This window comes from Vibrio sp. LB10LO1, assembly GCF_010092875.1.
Classification (GTDB): domain Bacteria; phylum Pseudomonadota; class Gammaproteobacteria; order Enterobacterales; family Vibrionaceae; genus Vibrio; species Vibrio campbellii.
The window spans coordinates 1-20160 of sequence record NZ_JAADJW010000018.1 but is presented as its reverse complement, the minus strand read 5'-3'; the positions used below and the strand labels follow the sequence as shown (position 1 = coordinate 20160).

13 protein-coding genes are annotated in these 20160 nt (G+C 44.9%); 11 read left to right on the top strand and 2 right to left on the bottom strand.

What is annotated here, in order from left to right; genetic code table 11:
* Positions 1-365: 365 nt before the first annotated feature.
* From GXP65_RS14180 to GXP65_RS14140, 9 genes are all read left to right on the top strand, one after another.
* Entirely contained in the window at positions 366-3425 is a 3060-nt protein-coding gene (locus tag GXP65_RS14180) for a thrombospondin type 3 repeat-containing protein (RefSeq protein WP_162093113.1), read from the top strand.
* A gap of 241 nt (positions 3426-3666) precedes the next feature.
* A complete protein-coding gene (locus tag GXP65_RS14175) occupies positions 3667-4458 on the top strand; it encodes an SH3 domain-containing protein (protein WP_162093112.1) in 792 nt (263 codons plus the stop codon).
* Between the two features lie 210 nt (positions 4459-4668).
* Positions 4669-5217, top strand: coding sequence for a phosphatase PAP2 family protein (locus GXP65_RS14170; RefSeq protein ID WP_162093111.1), 549 nt, complete (start codon positions 4669-4671; stop codon positions 5215-5217).
* A gap of 3 nt (positions 5218-5220) precedes the next feature.
* Positions 5221-6267, top strand: coding sequence for an MJ1255/VC2487 family glycosyltransferase (locus GXP65_RS14165; protein WP_162093110.1), 1047 nt, complete (start codon positions 5221-5223; stop codon positions 6265-6267).
* A 531-nt stretch (positions 6268-6798) separates the two neighbouring features.
* Entirely contained in the window at positions 6799-7758 is a 960-nt protein-coding gene (gene calR / locus GXP65_RS14160) for a LysR family transcriptional regulator CalR (protein WP_005430441.1), read from the top strand.
* A 299-nt stretch (positions 7759-8057) separates the two neighbouring features.
* On the top strand, positions 8058-9866 hold the full coding sequence (locus tag GXP65_RS14155) for a long-chain fatty acid--CoA ligase (RefSeq protein WP_005430448.1): 1809 nt from the start codon (positions 8058-8060) through the stop codon (positions 9864-9866).
* Positions 9867-10314: 448 nt separating this feature from the next.
* Positions 10315-12039 carry an acetolactate synthase 3 large subunit gene (locus GXP65_RS14150; protein ID WP_162093109.1) on the top strand — a complete coding sequence of 575 codons (1725 nt, stop codon included), beginning with the start codon at positions 10315-10317 and terminating at the stop codon, positions 12037-12039.
* Position 12040: 1 nt separating this feature from the next.
* Positions 12041-12535, top strand: a complete 495-nt coding sequence (gene ilvN / locus GXP65_RS14145; RefSeq protein ID WP_005430438.1) for an acetolactate synthase small subunit — start codon at positions 12041-12043, stop codon at positions 12533-12535.
* 112 nt (positions 12536-12647) lie between these two features.
* Positions 12648-14528 carry a diguanylate cyclase gene (locus GXP65_RS14140; RefSeq protein ID WP_038890862.1) on the top strand — a complete coding sequence of 627 codons (1881 nt, stop codon included), beginning with the start codon at positions 12648-12650 and terminating at the stop codon, positions 14526-14528.
* A gap of 98 nt (positions 14529-14626) precedes the next feature.
* Here the strand turns inward: GXP65_RS14140 and GXP65_RS14135 are convergent, their stop codons facing one another.
* A complete protein-coding gene (locus tag GXP65_RS14135; RefSeq protein WP_005430420.1) occupies positions 14627-15304 on the bottom strand; it encodes a GntR family transcriptional regulator in 678 nt (225 codons plus the stop codon).
* A 151-nt stretch (positions 15305-15455) separates the two neighbouring features.
* Positions 15456-16868 (bottom strand): pyruvate kinase PykF, encoded by a 1413-nt coding sequence (pykF, locus tag GXP65_RS14130; RefSeq protein ID WP_005528633.1) that lies wholly within the window; start codon positions 16866-16868, stop codon positions 15456-15458.
* Between the two features lie 433 nt (positions 16869-17301).
* Here pykF and GXP65_RS14125 point away from each other — a divergent pair, with 433 nt between their 5' ends.
* Positions 17302-18063 (top strand): DeoR family transcriptional regulator, encoded by a 762-nt coding sequence (locus GXP65_RS14125; protein ID WP_005430429.1) that lies wholly within the window; start codon positions 17302-17304, stop codon positions 18061-18063.
* 115 nt (positions 18064-18178) lie between these two features.
* Positions 18179-20011 carry a glutamine--fructose-6-phosphate transaminase (isomerizing) gene (gene glmS / locus GXP65_RS14120; protein WP_077201119.1) on the top strand — a complete coding sequence of 611 codons (1833 nt, stop codon included), beginning with the start codon at positions 18179-18181 and terminating at the stop codon, positions 20009-20011.
* Positions 20012-20160 lie beyond the last annotated feature (149 nt).

Here is a 20160-nt window from a genome sequence, read left to right as displayed (position 1 = left end):
TTAAGTTAACAAATTAGTACCGCACTCAATGGAACACGTCAACCCTAAAGTCGATTTTTTATTCATATCGGATGAGTGGATTTCTGTTAATGACTTTTAGGAGGACTCAAGCTTCGGTGGTTATTCGCTGCGTGAATCGTTTTTATTTTGCTCAGAGGGGGCGACTTTTCAGTCTCATAATAGCTTTAAATGCAGGTGTTTATTGCGCTTTGATACTAAATGTAACCGTTTGTTTTACTGCGTTTTAGTTACGTAATATTTCTTAATTGTTTTCGATCGAGTTCTTGTTATTAGTTGGCTGAATGTCTTACGGCTAGCGGAGAGATATTTAAAATGGAGGGCAAATTAATCAAGGATGGTGAGTTATGTTCTATAAATCCCGAGTTGCATTGGCGATCAGCAGTACTTTGGTTCTATCTGCCTGTGGTGGTGACGATTCTAATCCGCCGCCAGTTACCGACAATGTGTTAACCGTTAAGGTGATTGATGGTTACATTCAAAATGCGAAAGTGTGGTTGGAGAGAAAAGATAACGTTAACTACATTTTGGAAGATGGGGAAGTGAGTGGTACCACCGATGAAACTGGCGCGGTGTCTCTGGATCTCACTCAAATTGATGACATTAATAACTATCAGCTCATTACCTATGCTGAAGCGGGTGTGGCGATCGATTTAGATCATGGAAAACCCCTTGCTCACGATCTACTTATGACCGCCTATCAAGGTAAGGTTGTGACGCCATTAACGACGTTGATTGAAGCCAAAGTGCGCACTAAGGCTGGCGAAACGGATGCTTACCAACAAGCGGTGAGTGAAGTAGCGAAAGCACTTGGGGTGAGTGAAAGCGTGGTAGTTGCTGACTATATTGCAACTCAAACTGAAGAGGCAAAGAAAGTACAAAAAAGTGCGGTCTCTCTAGTCGCTTCTGGCGCGATGCCTGATTCTGTTCAAGAGCTTGAACAAGCCCAAAACATTATCGCAGATTCTGAGCAAGTGAACCTTTTGGTCGAGAATGCTGGTGATGATCATATCGTCATTAAAGATCCTGAAACGAATGAGTTGACGCTGGTTTCCACTCATGACAGTGATGGCGATCTTATTATTGATGCGCTTGATGCTTTTCCTAATGATGATACTGAATGGTACGACAGTGACGGTGATCAGGTAGGGGATAACCAAGATCTTTTTCCTCTCGACCCAAGTGAGAGCAAGGACACAGATAAAGACACCGTTGGTGATAATGCTGATGCTTTCCCTAACGATCCCTCAGAGACAAAAGACAGCGACAAAGATGGTGTCGGAGATAACAGTGATGTCTTCCCGGCTGATGCATCGGAATCGGAAGACAGTGATAAGGATGGCATTGGTGACAACAGCGATGCATTTCCAAATGATCCATTAGAGTCTAAAGACAGCGATAAAGATGGTGTTGGTGACAACAGTGATGTCTTCCCAAGTGATGCATCAGAGTCCAAAGACAGCGATAAAGACGGTGTTGGCGACAATAGCGATGTTTTCCCAAATGATGCATCTGAATCCAAAGACAGCGACAAAGATGGTGTTGGCGACAACAGTGATGTCTTCCCAAGTGATGCTACAGAGTCTAAAGACAGCGATAAAGACGGTGTCGGCAACAATAGTGATGCTTTCCCAACTGATGCATCAGAATCTAAAGATAGCGATAAAGATGGTGTCGGCGACAACAGCGATGCGTTCCCAAATGATGCGTCAGAATCTAAAGACAGTGATAAAGATGGTGTAGGCGATAATGCTGATGCCTTGCCAAACGACCCGACGGAAACACTCGATACCGATGGGGATGGTATTGGTAACAATGCAGACAATGATGATGATGGAGATGGTTACTTAGATAACGAAGACAATCAGCCTCTCGATGCTCTAAATGTACCTAACACTCTAGCGCAGTGTATTGCCTCTTTACCGGAAGGTCAGTTTGCCACAGTTCCGGTCGATGAAACGAGAGACAGTAAGCTTTATTCCATTACGCGTGAAATGAACAATGGCGACACCCAACAGTTTTCTCAAACAGAAATCTTACTTGGCCAGCAATCAGGGTTACCTAATGGATTGCTATCGGATCGAACCTTCCATGTTACCCAAGTGACGCCTGATTTTGATGGTGCTGTCAGCGAATGGGATCCGATTGCAGAGTTAGAGTATACCGATGCGTTAAGTGGTATGTATTACGGCTTCCATGATACCTACTATCGCTGGTGGGGCTTTGTCCCTACGATTCAGCAAGACCACGACGTGACACTCAATACCCCACTTGTTGTTGATTACACTCGTATCCATAAATGGAACACCGATGCCGAGTCTCCAACCTTTAATCAAAACGCCACCACGTTGTTCTACCAAGGAAAAGACATTTTAAATGTGGATGGCACTCTCGTTGAAGTGTGTGTTTCAGGGCATGAGGGCAACTATGCCTTTGTAGACAATGATGGTAGCAACGAGCCTGCACCAGTATATATTTCAGAGACAACGACAAACTACACCGCTAGCCAAAATCTGGTAGTGAAAAGTGAACGTTCATATATGGAGTATGCAGACGAGGAAAAAGTGACACCTGTTTGGGGCTGGAGCAACTACGTCAAGCAGCTAGAAGGCTTCACAATCGATAATCAAGCTTATGGTAAAGACCCAATGCTCTCTAGAGTTCCTGAAGGTGAGTTTGTGACATTCGAGCAGTGTTTAGCATCGCTAGAAGGAGGAGAGTATGTAGCTCAAATCGGTGATGTTAACTCCTACCGAATGACCCGTTCGCGTTTCAATGAGTTTAGTGAGTATGTGGAACAGGAAGCGAACTATGAGTGGCACCTGTTAGCGAATGAAAATTACCAGTGGCACGATATGAGCGTTCGTTTAGAGCAATTGTTTGCGACGCTACTAGATGGCTCACCATGGTTCACTGAGCATTATCATATTGCGCAGAATGGGGATTGGCTGGGTATTGAGGGCTATGAACCAAACAGCGATGTTGATATCAAGTGGGGTTCTAGAACAACCGAAACCTTAGGCTGGAGTGAGAATGCTTACTATCGAATTCCTAATGTGACTTACAGTCAGTTTTCTATCCACGATCCCTCCACCCAGTACGGCAGTGACGTCGATGGCGATCAGTTGGTGGATTGGCGCTCTGGTAAGGTGATGTACAGCCAAACCTACGCAGGTAAGAAAACGATCAATTACGATGTGGACGGACAGCAGTATCAAGCTGAGGTATGCCAGCAGTTTAGCTACAGTACATCGGAATACTTCGATGAATCAGGCACAAAACTAGACGATATGACCGAGTGGCAACGACAGGTCGATAGCTACGATAGTAAGGGTATTGTGCAGAGAGAGCGAAGCAACAATACTTGGTCTACCGAGGTTTGGAACCGAACTTCAACCAATCACTAACGAGTCGGAAAGCGGTTACTTTGGTAGCCGCTTTTTTTGATCTCATTGGCTTGTTAAATGCTACCAAAGCTGTGGGGCTGGTGTCTTAATGATGAGAAGAGCGCTGGAGAGGACGGTTTTATACCGCATGCTTTGCGAGCTATCACACAAAGGGATCAATTGGTTGGTATCTTTCTATCAGAGCGTTTTATAGTAGAGCGGTTGCATTTGTAGAGTTTTAGCACAAACAGGTTAGGGATTAATGAATTTGGCAAAACAATTTGGACGCTCTGCTCTGGCTTTAGCGGTGCTCTCTTTGTCTGGTTGCCAGCTGTTGCAGTTTGGAGCACCGACACAAACGACTTCTTCTGTGATGAAAGATGACCATGCAAAAAGTGTTATGGCGATCAATCATCAGATGGATCAGTATTTGAGTGAAGATGGTCGAGAGTCGTTTTTGAACCAGATGCTGGTGGCATTGGAATCAGATAACCGTGATAAGTTTAAAGGCAAAGATCCCGACACTTACACCTGGTGGAAGATTCGCGTTCAGCCAAATCAATGGAAAGAGGCTGAAGTGAGTCGCCCGGTTGTCGAGGGGGTGGATACCTCCAGTACACTTGAATTTATGGATGTGTCCTATCGTTCTAAAACCACACTCAACTTGCGCGCAGAACCGAACTTACAAGGAGAGAAGTTGGGGGAGTTAAGTAAAGGGGAAGTGTTTAATGCCTTAGCGAAAGTGGAAGGTGAACCTTGGCTCTTGGTTGAACAAAAAGGCATGATCCGCGGTTATGTACACAAAGACTATGCGCGCAGCAACGTCGTAAATCGCGATATTCTTTCCATCAAGCCGAACCCTTTGCTAAGTAGTGAGGCTCCATCTGCAGAGAAATCCAAAGATAATGAGTTGTTCGGTAGCTACACTTGCCGTGACCTGAGCTACGAGTTGACCAAAGATGGTCACATCACGAAGGGCGCGCTGAGAGCTTGTCGAAAGCAACGCAAAGTCTGGTATATCGATGTGCCAGTGGCGAATGCCAACCCGTCCTAACGATAAATCATAGATAACACCCTAGGGTGAAAAGTTCGGTCGATAATTCAGTTATCGCCGAGCTTTTCAATAAAGCTATTTTGTCCCCTTTTTCTTCTCTTCTCCCTATGCTTGGTCGTTGTCATTAATTGTCCAAGTTCCCGTCATGTAGTTGTCACTTTCAACGCCTACTTTTCATACAAAGTCGTTGTCAAAGTAAAGGACAGTTACATGCGAGCTTTAGAGACAATAACCCAACCAATAGCAAGTATTGCTAAATTCGATTTGGCATTCTCCAGTGTGTGTTTGCAGCACCGCTTCAATCAACAAGTCGCTAATATCAGTAAAGGCGTATCACACAGTGGAGATGGGCATCTCTACTTGGTGCTGGGCCTGATAGCGTGGTTTCTTGATAAGCAGCAAGGACAATGGTTCTTGCTCTCTGGACTCATTGCGTTTGCCATCGAGCTGCCAATCTACTGGGCGTTAAAAAACAGTTTTAAACGCCGTCGTCCTGAAGAACTTAGCGCATTGCTTCCTGCGTTTATAACCCCCTCTGATCGCTACAGCCTACCTTCAGGCCACACGGCTGCAGGTTTCGTGATGGCGACGCTCATCAATCATTTTTATCCCGAACTGGGCACGTTTGCTTTTGTTTGGGCAGGGCTAATTGGTATTTCGCGCATTCTGCTTGGAGTACATTTTTTCACAGATATCATCATCGGCGCGCTGTTAGGCAGCCTTTGTGGTTCTATTGCGCTAGCCATAGTGGGAGGCTAATTGATGAAAATCCTTTACGGTGTCCAAGGTACGGGAAACGGCCATATTGCTCGGGCACGAGCAATGAGTGAGGCATTTAAAGCACATGAGGTGCAGGTGGACTTTCTCTTCTCAGGCCGTGAACCAGATAAATACTTCTCGATGGAAGCATTTGGTGATTATCAGACAAGGCGTGGTTTCACTTTTGTCACAGAAAAGGGCTCAGTGAACTACACCAAAACGGCACTAAACAACAATCTGATTCAGTTCTTCAAAGAAGTACAGCATCTTGATCTCTCTTCTTATGATCTGGTTATTAACGACTTTGAGCCAGTCTCTGCTTGGGCTGCACGCAAGCAAAACAAGCCATGTATCGGCATCAGTCACCAGAACGCCTTTCGCTATCCCGTACCACAGAAAGGGGCGAGTTGGTTTGATAAATCCGTGATCGAACACTTTGCCCCTTCTCAGCATCATCTTGGACTACATTGGTATCATTTTGACCAACCTATTCTTCCTCCGATTGTACATACTCTTGAGCATGCCTCAGGCAATGAAGATTTTGTGTTGGTTTATCTGCCGTTTGAATCGATAGAAGACATCAGTGACTTGCTGTTTCATTTCAATCAGCAGAGTTTTGTTTGCTATCACCCGAATGTGATTGAGTGTGAGCGAATTGAAAACATCGAGTTGAGACCTTTATGTCATACCCATTTCCAGCATCATCTGCAGCGTTGCAGTGGTGTGATTGCCAATGGTGGTTTTGAACTGCCATCAGAGGCACTTTCGTTAGGTAAGAAACTTTTGCTCAAACCGTTAGCTGGGCAATTCGAACAGCAGAGTAATGTCGCCACTTTGGAGGACCTTGGGCTGGCGACTTCGATGGACAATCTCGATATCTCGATAGTGCGTCAGTGGCTAAAGGAACAACAAGCAGAAAGTGTGAAGTATCCCGATGTAGCAAAAGCGATTGCCAGTTGGGTACTGCAAGGGGCTTGGGATGCACCTGAAAAGCTCTCTGAGCAGCTCTGGGAGCAGGTCGATTTTCCTAGCTATGTATCCAGTCTTTAGCCGCTTTTGGTACTGAACACTCGCAGTCATTCATGACCTGATTGGCTGCATTTTTATGCCCCTATGATCATTTCTATTCACGGTAATTTCGCTGCCTCTTTAACTGATTTGTGCATTTTGTGAACCGAACTATTGATGCTGCTTTTTGAACTGAAATGCGAACGATAATCTCAGTAAATGAATAAAGTGCTACCTGTAGATTGTCATTTACGTGCTAAATAAGTTGTCAGAAATCTCTGAATTCGTTGTTTTATACTTTTTTATGTTTTTCTTAAGGTTATGATAATTAATAGATAAATACCTAATTGGCTAAAATTTAATGATTAAATATCAATCTAGTTGATAAACCTTAATCGATTAGTTGATAGTACGGTTCAAGCCGGAAATATCCGGACGATAAATATAATACAAATTCGGTTTTCTATTCCTTACAAATGATTCGAATCCAGCCACGGTCGTCTGTGTGCGAAGGGATTCTATTCGTTAAGAATTCATTGAACCAAGTTGACGATTACATAAGAGGCGCACTCCATGTTAGATAAAAAAGACGCGATGAGCGCAATTGCTAGCTACCGTATGGAAAGCACATTGCGTGGTGTAGATTTAAATCTATTGACTGTATTTGATGCTGTGATGCAAGAGCAAAACATTACTCGTGCAGCACACAATCTAGGTATGTCACAACCAGCAGTAAGCAACGCGGTTGCTCGCCTAAAAGTGATGTTTAATGATGAGCTATTTATGCGTCAGGGGCGTGGTATTCAACCAACTCAGCGCGCTCGTCAGCTGTTTGGCCCAATCCGCCAAGCACTGCAACTTATCCGCAACGAATTACCGAGCTCAGTATTCCAACCTGAGTCTTCAACTCGTCTATTTAAGCTCGCGATTTGTAGCCCATGTGACATGCGTTTCGCACCTCGCATTATGGCGAACATCAATGAGCAGGCGCCAAGCGTACAACTTCACCTAGATGCGGAATTTGATCGCCTCCTTTCAGAGCGTATGCGCTACCAAGAAATCGACTTCGTAATCGACTACGCTCGTTTCGATGACCAAGGTTTCTCAAGCACTGAAATCTTTAAAGATGAGCTAGTGGTTATTGCATCTAAGACGCACCCTCGCATTCAAGGTGGTGTATCAGCTGAGCAACTGATCAACGAAAAACACGCGAAACTTTCACGCGTGCATGGTCAACGCAGCTTCTCTGAGCAAGCGTACCGTGAACTTGATTGCCAAGCAGCGTACGAAGGTTCAAGCCTAAGCAACCTGCTTTACGTAGTAAGCCAGTCTGAGCTTGTAACTATCGCACCACGTTGGATGGCAGAAAACGCAGTAAACAGCGACCAACTGCAAATCCTAGATTTCCCATTTGAAAACAAAGAAATCAGCGGTTACCTAAGCTGGCACGAATCAAGTGAGAAAGATAAAGGTCATATCTGGCTACGTGATCAGCTAATGATCACTTGTGGTGAAGTGGTAGCACTTAAATAAGCCGATTTTTTAGCCTGACTAACTGGTCAGACTGGATTTGTAATCATCAATTTTTACAATTCCTTGGCCCCGAGAGATTGCCGTCTTTCGGGGTCTTTTTATATCCACCAAATGACAACTGAAACAGCGACTTAAGTTGATTAAACCTTCATCACTCAAACATGAGCTATGCTCTCATTAGTGATAGTCGTCTCTTAATAATAATAAGTTTGATAATGGTCAGTTGCGTTTTTAAGCGTCGAGGTTACACTTGTGCGCTCAAATAGCTTACGCCTGTAAGCCAAAAGGTAATGTAAAGAATGGCCAAGTTAGATTTTCATATCGTAAAACGTATTCGTGAACAAATTGCGAAGGGTAGTACTCGTGTTGCGCTTAAACATAAAGTCGGCGACACATGGCAAGGTATTACTTGGGAGCAATTTGGTCAGCAAGTAGATGCTTTATCACTTGCGCTTTTGGCTCAGGGATTGGGCGTTCAAGATAAGATCGGTATCTTCTCAAATAATATGCCGCAGTGGACGATTGCTGACTTTGCAGCGTTGCAATTGCGTGGCGTGACTGTACCGATTTACCCAACTAACACGGCAGCACAGTCTGCTTACATCATCGATAACGCAGACGTAAAAGTGCTGTTCGTTGGTGAGCAGCCACAGTTTGATGCAGCAGTTAGCATCTACGACGAATGTCAGCAGCTTGAGCTTATCGTTGCAATGTCAGACGACATTGATCTGGGTGAGCATGCCTTTGCGATGTCTTGGCAAGACTTTATTGCCAAGGGGGACAATAGCCAGCACGCTGAGCTTGAGGTTCGCTTAGAGCAAGCACAAGAAGATGATTTACTGACTCTGATTTACACTTCGGGCACGACAGGTCAGCCAAAAGGCGTGATGTTGGATTACGCTAACATCTCTGCGCAGCTTGAAGGTCACGATCAACGCCTAAGCTTGACGGAAGACGACGTATCGCTATGTTTTCTACCACTATCACACGTATTTGAACGTGCGTGGACATTCTACGTGCTCTACAAGGGCGGAACTAACTGTTATCTGCAAGACACGATGCAAGTGCGTGATGCGTTGAGCGAAGTACGCCCTACAGTCATGAGTGCGGTACCACGCTTCTACGAGAAAATCTTCTCAGCAATTCATGAGAAAGTATCGCGAGCACCTGTTCACCGTAAGATTATGTTCACTTGGGCCGTAAACATGGGTGCGAAGATGGCGGCTTGTCATCAAGAAGGTCGCAAGCCATCGTTGATGCTGCGCAAGTCGTATGCTCTGGCGGATAAACTGGTTCTGAGCAAGCTACGTGCATTACTTGGTGGCCGCATTAACTTCATGCCATGTGGTGGTGCGAAGTTGGATGAGACCATTGGTCGTTTCTTCCATGCGATTGGCATCAACGTGAAGCTTGGCTACGGCATGACAGAAACCACAGCAACGGTTTCATGTTGGGATGACCAATGTTTTGATCCAAGCTCTATCGGTATGGCAATGCCGGGTGCGCAAGTTAAGATCGGCGAAAATAACGAGATCTTAGTTCGTGGCCCAATGGTGATGCGTGGCTACTACAAAATGCCAGAAGAGACCGAGAAGACATTCGACGAGCATGGTTTCTTGAAGACGGGTGATGCAGGCTACATTGATGAGAATGGCAACCTGTTCATTACTGACCGTATTAAAGAACTGATGAAGACCTCAAACGGTAAGTACATTGCACCTCAGGTCGTAGAAGGTGCAATTGGTAAAGACCACTTCATCGAGCAGATCGCGGTTATTGCTGATACACGTAAGTTTGTATCCGCGCTTATCGTTCCTTGTTATGACTCGCTAGAAGAGTACGCGAAAGAGCTGAACATCAAGTACCACGATCGTGTTGAGTTGATCAAACACCACCAAATTGTCGAGATGCTTGAGAAGCGTGTTAATGACCTTCAGAAAGAACTGGCTAAGTTTGAACAGGTTAAGAAATTCAAACTGTTGCCTAAAGCGTTCTCGATGGATGATGGTGAGTTGACCCCAACACAAAAACTTCGTCGTAAAGTCATCAACGACAAATACCAAGATGAAATCGAAGAAATGTACAACGAAAAGTCAGATAAAAAGTAACTTAAGCTGACTTAGATTTCAGATTGATGAAATTATCCCCAGTTGCCTAATATTGTGCTGCTGGGGATTTTTTATGACCGCTTTTCACACTTCTTTCCTCTCTACAAAGAGAAAAAAACACTCTGGGTCGCTATTTTTAGTGAAATTATTCACTTTATTTTCAGTGTATACATTTTGTTGATTCTAAAATGCTCTCTATTGGTAGCGTCTAACCCTGACTTTGTTCTAATTTATAGCATCTTGTTTAAAATTTGATTTATCTCTCATTAGACCCGTTGATAATAAAACGTTACATTTGTTGTGTTACCTTGCGTTTTGTTATGACAGGCGTAAGACATAGCTGAAAAAGTGGAAGTATTTCTATTAGGCTACGAATAAGACCTAGACTATGTAAAACCAGACCAAACCGTTGGCCTTACGGTGAGGGAAACTGGTAAGGAGAGCAATTATGACAGCAATGTTGTCAGGCGCAGAGATGGTAGTGCAATCTCTGATCGAAGAGAGCGTAGAACAAATCTTTGGTTACCCAGGTGGTTCCGTTTTAGATATCTACGATGCCCTGCACGCCAAAACCGATCAAATCAAACACGTACTAGTAAGACATGAACAAGCTGCCACTCATATGGCGGATGGTTATGCCCGAGCAACGGGTAAGCCGGGTGTAGTACTGGTATGTTCGGGTCCAGGCGCGACCAATACCATCACAGGTATTGCGACGGCGTACATGGACTCCATTCCAATGATCGTCATTTCAGGTAACGTGCCAAACAACCTGATTGGTAATGATGCCTTTCAAGAGTGTGACATCGTGGGTGTATCGCGCCCAGTAGTGAAACACAGCTTCTTAGTAAAAAAAGCAGAAGACATTCCAGAGACGATCAAAAAGGCGTTTTACATCTCGACAACTGGCCGTCCGGGTCCGGTTGTGATTGATTTGCCAAAAGACATTTTGAACCCGCAAATCAAGCTTCCTTACGAGTATCCAGAAAGCATTTCGATGCGTTCATACAAACCGACGACATCAGGTCACAAAGGTCAGATCAAAAAAGCATTGAAATCGCTTGTTGAGGCGAAGAAGCCGGTATTGTACATCGGTGGTGGTGCCGTTATTTCTGGTGCCCATGAGCATATCCAAGCGCTATCAGATGAATTGAACTTGCCTGTGGTAAGTACATTGATGGGGTTAGGTGCTTTCCCTGGTACACATAAAAACTCGCTGGGCATGTTAGGCATGCATGGCACCTACGAAGCCAACATGGCGATGCACGAAGCGGATCTTATCTTCGGTATTGGGGTCCGTTTTGACGACCGTACCACCAACAACCTAGAGAAGTACTGTCCGAATGCCAAAGTGATGCACATCGACATCGATCCTTCTTCCATTTCTAAAAACGTGAAAGTGGATCTGCCAATCGTAGGCTCCGCGGATAAAGTCTTGGCAACCATGATGGGCCTATTGAAAGAGCAAGGCAGCAGCAACGATCAAGATGCGATCACCCAGTGGTGGGAAGATATCCAAGTATGGCGTAATCGTCAGTGTCTGGCCTACGAAACCTCTCCAGAGCGTATCAAGCCTCAACAGGTGATTGAAACCCTACACAAGCTGACCAATGGTGATGCTTACGTGGCGTCTGATGTTGGTCAGCACCAAATGTTTGCGGCGCTTTACTACCCATTTAATAAGCCACGCCGTTGGATTAACTCAGGTGGCCTTGGCACTATGGGCTTCGGTCTGCCTGCTGGTATGGGTGTGAAGTTCGCGATGCCAGAAGAAGAAGTGGTGGTGGTGACTGGTGACGGCAGTATTCAGATGAATATTCAGGAGTTGTCGACGGCAATGCAATACGACATTCCAGTGAAGATCATCAACCTGAACAACCGATTCCTAGGCATGGTAAAACAGTGGCAAGACATTATTTACCAAGGTCGTCACTCCAATTCATACATGAGTTCTGTTCCTGATTTTGCAGCGATTGCAGAAGCTTATGGTCACGTCGGTATTCGTATCGAAACGCCAGATCAGCTTGAAGCGGGTCTACAAAAAGCGTTAGACATGAAAGATCGTTTGGTGTTTGTCGACATCAACGTAGATGAAACCGAACACGTTTACCCAATGCAGATCAAAGGCGAGGGTATGGACAAGATGTGGCTAAGCAAAACGGAGCGTACTTAATATGAGACACATTATTTCTTTGCTAATGGAAAACCAACCTGGTGCTTTGTCTCGTGTTGTTGGTCTGTTTTCGCAGCGTGGTTACAACATCGAGTCTTTGAACGTATCACCAACCGATGATGAAACGTTATCGCGTTTGAACATCACGACCACATCCGATGAAATGCAGCTTGAGCAAATCCAAAAGCAGCTGCACAAACTGATTGATGTGCTGAAAGTTCAAGAAGTGACAGAGTTCGAGCATATTGAGCGCGAGCTGATGATGGTGAAGGTCAAAGCAAGTGGTTTTGCTCGCGCTGAAGTTAAGCGCACGGCTGATATCTTTCGTGGTCAAATCGTGGATGTGACCGCTTCTCAGTATACAGTTCAGTTAGCGGGCACGAGTGAGAAGCTGGATGCTTTCATCCAAGCGATTTCTGAAGTGACTGAAGTCGTGGAAGTAGCTCGTAGTGGTGTGGTTGGTATTGCTCGTGGAGAGCGTTGCCTTAAACCTTAATGAAACCAAGTGCATTTCAGAAAAGCCATCGTTCATCGATGGCTTTTTGTTTAGAAAATAACAAATAATGATATAATTGACGTTTTCGTAAACAATGTGAGTAGTAGAACGCGTGAAAGTCAGGAAGTTAGTCAGCGCCTTGCTGGCGACGACGCTATTTTTTAGCGCGCTCATCTCAATCTACTACTACCAGAAATATCAAACTCTGCTAGCGAGTAACGTCAAGAATACCGCGAAAGAGGCCCTTCACCAGTTAGCTTACTCTGAGCGCGAATATAACAACGTTCAAGATCAGATCTCCTCCATCAGTGATCTTCTCGGTCATAGTCAAAGCCTTTACGACTACTTACGTCATCCAAATCCAAAGAATCTCGCCATCTTAGAAGAGGTGTGGAGTTCGGTTGCCGTAAACCAAAAATGGTACCGACAAATCCGTTTTCTCAACCTCGAAGGGCGAGAGAATGTTCGGATTAATTACGATTTCAAAACTGGAACGGCCGCCGCCGCCCGCACGCTACAAGACAAATCAGACCGAGAATACTTCCAATATGCGCAGAATCTGGAAAATGATCAGATTGGCTCTTGGGGGATCGAGCTAGAGCAAGAAAATGGCGCGCTGGTGTATCCTTACAGACCATCGGTTCGCATTATGATGCCGGTCGCAATGGATGGTGTGCGTGAAGGTTACCTAGTGCTGAACATTGATGTGCAATACCTTTCGTCTCGCTTGAACTACTCACCGGTCAGAGACTTCAATATTGAGTTGCTCAATCAAGCGGGTTACTACGTTGCAAGCCCATACTCTGGAAAACTGTATGGCGATATTATTCCAGATCGCTCTCGATTTAATTTTGGCTTATTGCAACCCGATGTTTGGCAAAACATGGGCTCAGAGAAGATGGGCTATGAATACAACGGTAAAAACCTGACTGTATTCAACACGATTGCCTTCGTACCAGGCGAGCCTCTCCACTTAATTATCGATCTTTCGCAAGAACAACTGCTCGAGAGAGCGGATCGTGATATTGATGACTTAGTCCAAGAAGCGTTTTTTGTGCTCAGCTTAATGCTGGTGTTTGCACTTCCGATTACCTCTCTTGCACTGCATTACCGTCGTCATAGTATCGAGTCTAAATTAGCGCGAGCTGCGCTAGATGGGATGACCGCTGTCGTTATTTCAGATACTTCACACCGCATTATGATGGTGAACCAGGAGTTTGAAAACATGATGGGTTATTCGTCTTCTCGATTACGAGGTTGGAATGCCCATAACCTGATTTTTATTCCTGAAGACCTAGAAAACATTCTCGCGATTTGGAACAAACTGGGCGTTGAGCAAGTATGGGAAGGGGAAGTGCGTTGCCGTACTAAGCTTAATCATGTGTTTACGGCCATTATGCGTATTCAGGCCATTATGGCGAAGTCGGGTAAAGTCAGTTATTACATAACCTCGTTAGTGGACATCTCAGAGCGTAAAGAACTGGAAGAAAAGTTGCGTAACTTAAGTGAACGTGACGGATTAACCAATCTTTGGAACCGACGCAAGTTTGAAGAGCAGTTGGCTCAGCATGCCAATATGCTAGAGCGTTATCCGAATACGCCAACCACTTGTTTAGCGCTGTTTGATATTGACCATTTTAAGCGTATCAACGATGAGATGGGCCATGATGAAGGAGACCGAGTCATCTGCAGCGTGGCGGAAACATTACTTAGTGGAGTAAGGAATACTGACTTCGTTGCTCGTGTTGGTGGTGAAGAGTTTGCAGTGCTCATGCCGCACACGACTATACAAGAAGCGGAAGTGGTATTAAATCGCTTGAGAGTGGCTGTCGAGTTGAGTGGTGACGGCTCAGTGACGGTAAGTGTTGGTTACAGTGATTTAACTGCCGATCGTACTCGTAGCTATAAGTGCGCAGATATTGCCCTGTACGAATCAAAAAGTGCAGGGCGTAACCGAGTGTCTATTTGTCACAGTTTCGATGACATTGCTTAGCTAAGTAAGCCGTGGGAAACGTTCATCACTGAAGGCGTTTCTCCAAAACAAAAAAATCGGGATAGCCCCGATTTTTTACTATCTATTGGGCGATATAATTAAGCAGGCTCTAGCTCTAGTACCGTTTCAATGCGTTGCATTGAGCTCAGTAAGTGCTTATCTAAAAGATCCATGGCTTCTTCGCTGTTCTTTGCCAGCACCAACTTCATGATCATCTCATGCTCATCGATATTGAATAGGGCATCTTTCTCTGAGCTTACCGCTTGCATTGCAAAATAGCGGTAGCGTTTGATTTGGTTAATCAGATCGCTAAAGAACTCAAACATGTTCTTTGAATCGGCACCTTCGAGTAGAGAAACGTGGAATTGATGATGACGCTCTTCCCACTCTTTCCAGCAGAATGTCTCATCAAAGTTCAGGCGTGATAGCTTGTGGTATGAAGTCAGCACGTCCAACTCCCAGCTTTCATCCCCCGCTAAAATTGCTTTCTTAAGCAGTACAGAAGAGACTACACGAAGGCTTTCGTATAAGTCGTTCAATTCTTTTTTGCATACAGGTGCAACCCAACAGCCTTTTTGTGGTTCAAGTTTGACATACTTGCTCCAAGACAGTTGCACAAGTGCTTCGCGGATAGGTGATGCACCAACGTTGTATTTCTGTTTCAGCTCAGCAACCACAAGCTTTTGACCTGGTTTTAATTCACCCGTCAGGATGTCCTGACAGATCATTTTCGAAACTTTGTCGGTAAGGGTAGGACTAGACACAAGCAACCTCATGAAATTTTATTATCGTGACGACAACTAAACAGTACGTAGTTCGGTTGTGATTGATAATACAGCGTACTGATTATGAGGGCAAGATTAAATATATAAAAAAAGAGGGCTGAAGCCCTCTTTTTTATTGAACTGATGATTGAATTCTTCAGTCTTATAGAACGTGTACAGAAGCTGTGTTCGTTGTACCTGAAGCTACTAGAGCACCAGAAACCATAACAACGATGTCGCCTTTGTTACCTAGACCAGATTCTAGAGCAAGTTCTTTACCTGCTACGTAGAATGCGTCAGTGCTGTCGATTGAATCAACAACTACTGGAGTAACACCTTTAGTTAGAACTAGCTGTGCAGCAGTCTTAGTGTTAGTCGTTAGTGCTAGGATGTTTGCAGTTGGGAAGTACTTACGTACTGAACGTGCAGATTTACCGCCTTCAGTTGCAACAACGATAAGTGGAGCAGCTAGTTTCTCAGCTGTATCTACTGCGCCTTTACATACTGCTTCAGTGATGCGTAGACGTGGGCTGTCTAGACGAGAACCTAGCTCAGCTTTTAGAGCTGAATCAGTACGGTTCGCGATTTGAGCCATGATAGTTACCGCTTCAACTGGGTACTTACCTTTAGCAGTTTCACCAGAAAGCATTACTGCGTCAGTACCGTCCATTACAGCGTTAGCAACGTCGCCTGCTTCCGCACGAGTAGGACGTGGGTTGTTGATCATAGAATCAAGCATTTGAGTTGCAGTGATAACCATCTTACGTGCACGGTTACACTTCTCGATCATCATTTTCTGAGCGAAGATTACTTCTTCTGCTGGGATTTCAACACCTAGGTCACCACGAGCAACCATGATGCCGTCAGAAAGCTCTAGGATCTCGTCGAAGTTATCAACACCTTCTTGGTTTTCGATCTTAGAGATGATGTGGATGTTCTCGCCGCCGTTTGCAGCAAGTACTTCACGGATTTCTTGAACGTCAGAAGCTTTACGGATGAAAGAAGCAGCTACGAAGTCAACGCCTTGCTCACAACCGAATTTAAGGTCGTTCTTATCTTTTTCAGATAGTGCAGGTAGGTTTACAGAAACGCCAGGAAGGTTAACACCTTTGTTTTCGCCTAGAGCACCGTTGTTAAGAACTTTACACTTAACTTCAGTTTCAGAAGTTGCAAGCACTTCCATTTCGATTAGACCGTCGTCTACTAGGATAGTGTTACCAACGTTTAGGTCGTTAGCAAAACCAGCGTAAGTTACTGCAACTTTGTCTTTGTTACCTACAACTGAGATGTCAGTTGTGAAAGTGAATTCTTGACCAGCTACTAGATCAACGTCGTTGCCGTCTTCTAGTTTGATTGTGCGGATTTCTGGACCTTTAGTGTCTAGAAGGATTGCAAGTTGCTTGCCTGTAGCTTCCATTACTTGGCGGAAGTTCGCGATACGAGTGCCGTGCTCTGCGTAGTCACCGTGAGAGAAGTTAAGACGCATTACGTTCATGCCTGCGTTTACTAGTTCAGTTAGCTTCTCTACAGATTCAGTTTTAGGGCCAATCGTACAAACGATTTTGGTCTTTTTCATGGAAGATACTCTCCGGTAAGTATAGTTACAATTTGAAAGTCGGTTGTTTAGTCTGAAGTAGGGGCGTTTTTGGTGACATTTAGTGCCTGCCACCCACCGATTTTCCGCCACATTATTGGAACTTCAGATTCTGTAAGTCTTTCACCAAGTTTAGTCATTTTATGACTAAAAGATCGGCGATTATGGTTACCTTTTTGTGACTAATCCCACTTTATATGCAGAAAGTTGCAAAAAAATAACCGTCAATTCTGTAATTTTTTTTCTTTTCGGTGGCGAATTCTACCACCGAATGAATCCAATATCACTGTTTAAGAATTGTCTTAGGACAAGGTTTTATCGAGAAACATTAATTTTTTGGATCGAAATAAATGGACTTAAAAGTTTCGTTTTGACTATAATAAATTTCAAACCGAAACTTAAAATCAAAACATAAATGTCGAAACGAAACACTCAACTAAGAAGACACGCCATTTCTAACCTAGTAAATGAGCTTGGGGAAGTTAGCGTTGATGAGCTAGCACAGAAATTTGAAACCTCAGAGGTCACGATTAGAAAGGACTTAGCTTCTTTGGAGAAAAACGGACAACTTTTGCGCCGTTATGGCGGTGCAATCTCTATTCCAACGGAAGTTATCCATGAAGAATTGAGTCCAATTGTTTCGAGTCGAAAGTTAAGTCTAGCAAAAGCAGCCGCATCATTGATTCGAGAACATAACCGAATTGTGATCGACAGTGGCAGTACGACTGCGGCGCTGATTCAGCAATTAAACGACAAACGAGGCTTGGTTGTTATGACCAACTCGTTGCATGTCGCCAATGCACTTAACGAATTAGAGAGCGAACCAACCCTGTTAATGACAGGCGGAACTTGGGATACGCACTCAGAATCCTTCCAAGGCAAAGTAGCCGAATCTGTATTGAGAGCTTACGACTTTGACCAGCTATTTATCGGTGCCGACGGTATCGATCTAGAGCGCGGAACCACAACGTTTAATGAATTGGTTGGCTTAAGTAAAGTCATGGCGGAGGTGTCTCGTGAAGTCATCGTCATGATCGAGTCTGAGAAAGTAGGGCGCAAGATCCCGAACTTAGAACTCGCTTGGGACCAAATTGATGTGTTGGTTACCGATGCAGAGTTGCAGCCAGAACACAGAGCAAAGATTGAACAACATGGCGTAAAAGTCATTTGCGCCTAATCTAATTAAGTAAACAGTTTCATATTTCACTTCCCCCTGGATAAAGGCCTTTGCTTGCTGCCTCTATTTGAAATCATGGTCAGGGAAGAACAAAACAATAAACGGAGATAAGCACATGTGTGGAATCGTAGGTGCAGTAGCACAACGAGACGTTGCAGAAATTTTGGTTGAAGGCCTACGCCGCCTGGAATACCGCGGGTATGACTCTGCGGGTGTCGCGATTGTTGATGGCGAAACCAACCTAACGCGTATTCGTCGTCTGGGTAAGGTTCAAGAGTTAGCTGACGCAGTAGACCAAGCGAAAGTCGTTGGTGGTACGGGTATCGCACACACTCGTTGGGCTACTCACGGTGAGCCATCAGAAGCGAACGCGCACCCACACATGTCTGGTGACATCGCGGTGGTACACAACGGTATTATCGAAAACCACGAAGAGTTACGTGAACTGCTTCAATCTCGCGGTTACGTTTTCGAATCTCAAACAGATACTGAAGTTATCGCACACATGGTTGAGTGGGAACTTCGCACTTCAGAAACGCTACTAGAGGCGGTACAGAAGACAGCAAAACAACTGGATGGCGCATACGGCACAGTAGCGCTGGATCGTAAGGATCCTTCACGCATTGTAGTAGCACGTTCAGGTAGCCCAATCGTTATTGGTTTTGGTGTGGGTGAAAACTTCCTTGCCTCTGACCAACTTGCACTGCTTAACGTGACACGTCGCTTTATGTATCTAGAAGAAGGTGATGTTGCAGAGATTACTCGTCGCGAAGTGACTGTATTTGACGCAGCTGGTGAGCGTGTAGAGCGTGACATTATCGAATCAAACGCTGAACACGATGCGGGTGATAAAGGTCAATACCGTCACTTCATGCAGAAAGAAATTTACGAGCAACCAACAGCGCTTATCAACACAATGGAAGGTCGTATCACGGCTGATTCTGTTGTCACTGAAGCTATCGGCGTAAACGCGGCAGAAATCCTAAGCAAAGTTGAGCACGTACAGATCGTAGCTTGTGGTACGTCTTACAACGCAGGTATGACAGCACGTTACTGGTTCGAAGACATTGCAGGTGTCAGCTGTGACGTAGAAATCGCGTCTGAATTCCGTTACCGCAAGTTTGTGACGCGTCCAAACAGCCTATTGATCACGCTTTCTCAGTCTGGTGAAACAGCCGATACGCTAGCAGCACTTCGATTAGCAAAAGAGAAAGGTTACATGGCGGCAATGACCATCTGTAACGTAGCGGGCTCTTCTCTGGTTCGTGAATCTGATTTCGCGTTTATGACCCGTGCCGGTGTAGAAATTGGTGTGGCTTCAACCAAAGCGTTCACGACTCAGCTTTCTGCACTACTAATGCTAGTGACAGCGCTAGGTAAGCAACAAAACCGCATCAGCAAAGAGAAAGAAAAAGAGATCGTAGAAGCGCTTCACGCTCTGCCGCAGCAAATCAACGCGGCGCTGTCTTTCGAGAAAGAAATCGAAGCACTGGCAACCGATTTTGCCGATAAGCACCACACACTATTCCTAGGTCGTGGTGAGTTCTACCCTATCGCGATGGAAGCGTCTCTAAAACTGAAAGAGATCTCTTACATCCACGCAGAAGCGTACGCGGCGGGTGAACTGAAGCACGGTCCTCTAGCGTTGATCGATGCAGATATGCCAGTGGTTGTTGTTGCACCAAGCAACGATCTTCTAGAAAAACTGAAATCAAACGTTGAAGAAGTACGTGCGCGTGGTGGTCTGCTTTACGTATTTGCTGATGCTGACGCAGGTTTTGAAGGTGACGAGACCATGAAGATCATCACTATGCCACACGTTAGTGAAATCACGGCGGCGATCTACTACACCATCCCAATGCAGTTGCTGTCTTACTACGTAGCATTGATCAAAGGTACGGACGTAGACCAACCTCGTAACCTAGCGAAAGCGGTAACTGTAGAGTAAGCAATGCAAGGTGTGATTAAGATTACACTTGTTTATGTCGCGCTATGTAAGTAGCGAGAACCTAAAGCGAAGTCACATGACTTCGCTTTTTTTATGGTGCGCCGAGCATGGCGTTGATCTAGGAGGTGAAAGTCCTCTACGGGCTCAGT

Coding starts and splice junctions, on each gene's coding strand:
- GXP65_RS14180 (WP_162093113.1), top strand. CDS start 366: ATGTTCTATAAATCCCGAGTTGCATTGGCGATCAGCAGTACTTTGGTT.
- ilvN (WP_005430438.1), top strand. CDS start 12,041: ATGAGACACATTATTTCTTTGCTAATGGAAAACCAACCTGGTGCTTTG.
- glmS (WP_077201119.1), top strand. CDS start 18,179: ATGTGTGGAATCGTAGGTGCAGTAGCACAACGAGACGTTGCAGAAATT.
- GXP65_RS14170 (WP_162093111.1), top strand. CDS start 4,669: ATGCGAGCTTTAGAGACAATAACCCAACCAATAGCAAGTATTGCTAAA.
- GXP65_RS14125 (WP_005430429.1), top strand. CDS start 17,302: ATGTCGAAACGAAACACTCAACTAAGAAGACACGCCATTTCTAACCTA.
- GXP65_RS14135 (WP_005430420.1), bottom strand. CDS start 15,304: ATGAGGTTGCTTGTGTCTAGTCCTACCCTTACCGACAAAGTTTCGAAA.
- pykF (WP_005528633.1), bottom strand. CDS start 16,868: ATGAAAAAGACCAAAATCGTTTGTACGATTGGCCCTAAAACTGAATCT.
- GXP65_RS14165 (WP_162093110.1), top strand. CDS start 5,221: ATGAAAATCCTTTACGGTGTCCAAGGTACGGGAAACGGCCATATTGCT.
- calR (WP_005430441.1), top strand. CDS start 6,799: ATGTTAGATAAAAAAGACGCGATGAGCGCAATTGCTAGCTACCGTATG.
- GXP65_RS14150 (WP_162093109.1), top strand. CDS start 10,315: ATGACAGCAATGTTGTCAGGCGCAGAGATGGTAGTGCAATCTCTGATC.
- GXP65_RS14155 (WP_005430448.1), top strand. CDS start 8,058: ATGGCCAAGTTAGATTTTCATATCGTAAAACGTATTCGTGAACAAATT.
- GXP65_RS14175 (WP_162093112.1), top strand. CDS start 3,667: ATGAATTTGGCAAAACAATTTGGACGCTCTGCTCTGGCTTTAGCGGTG.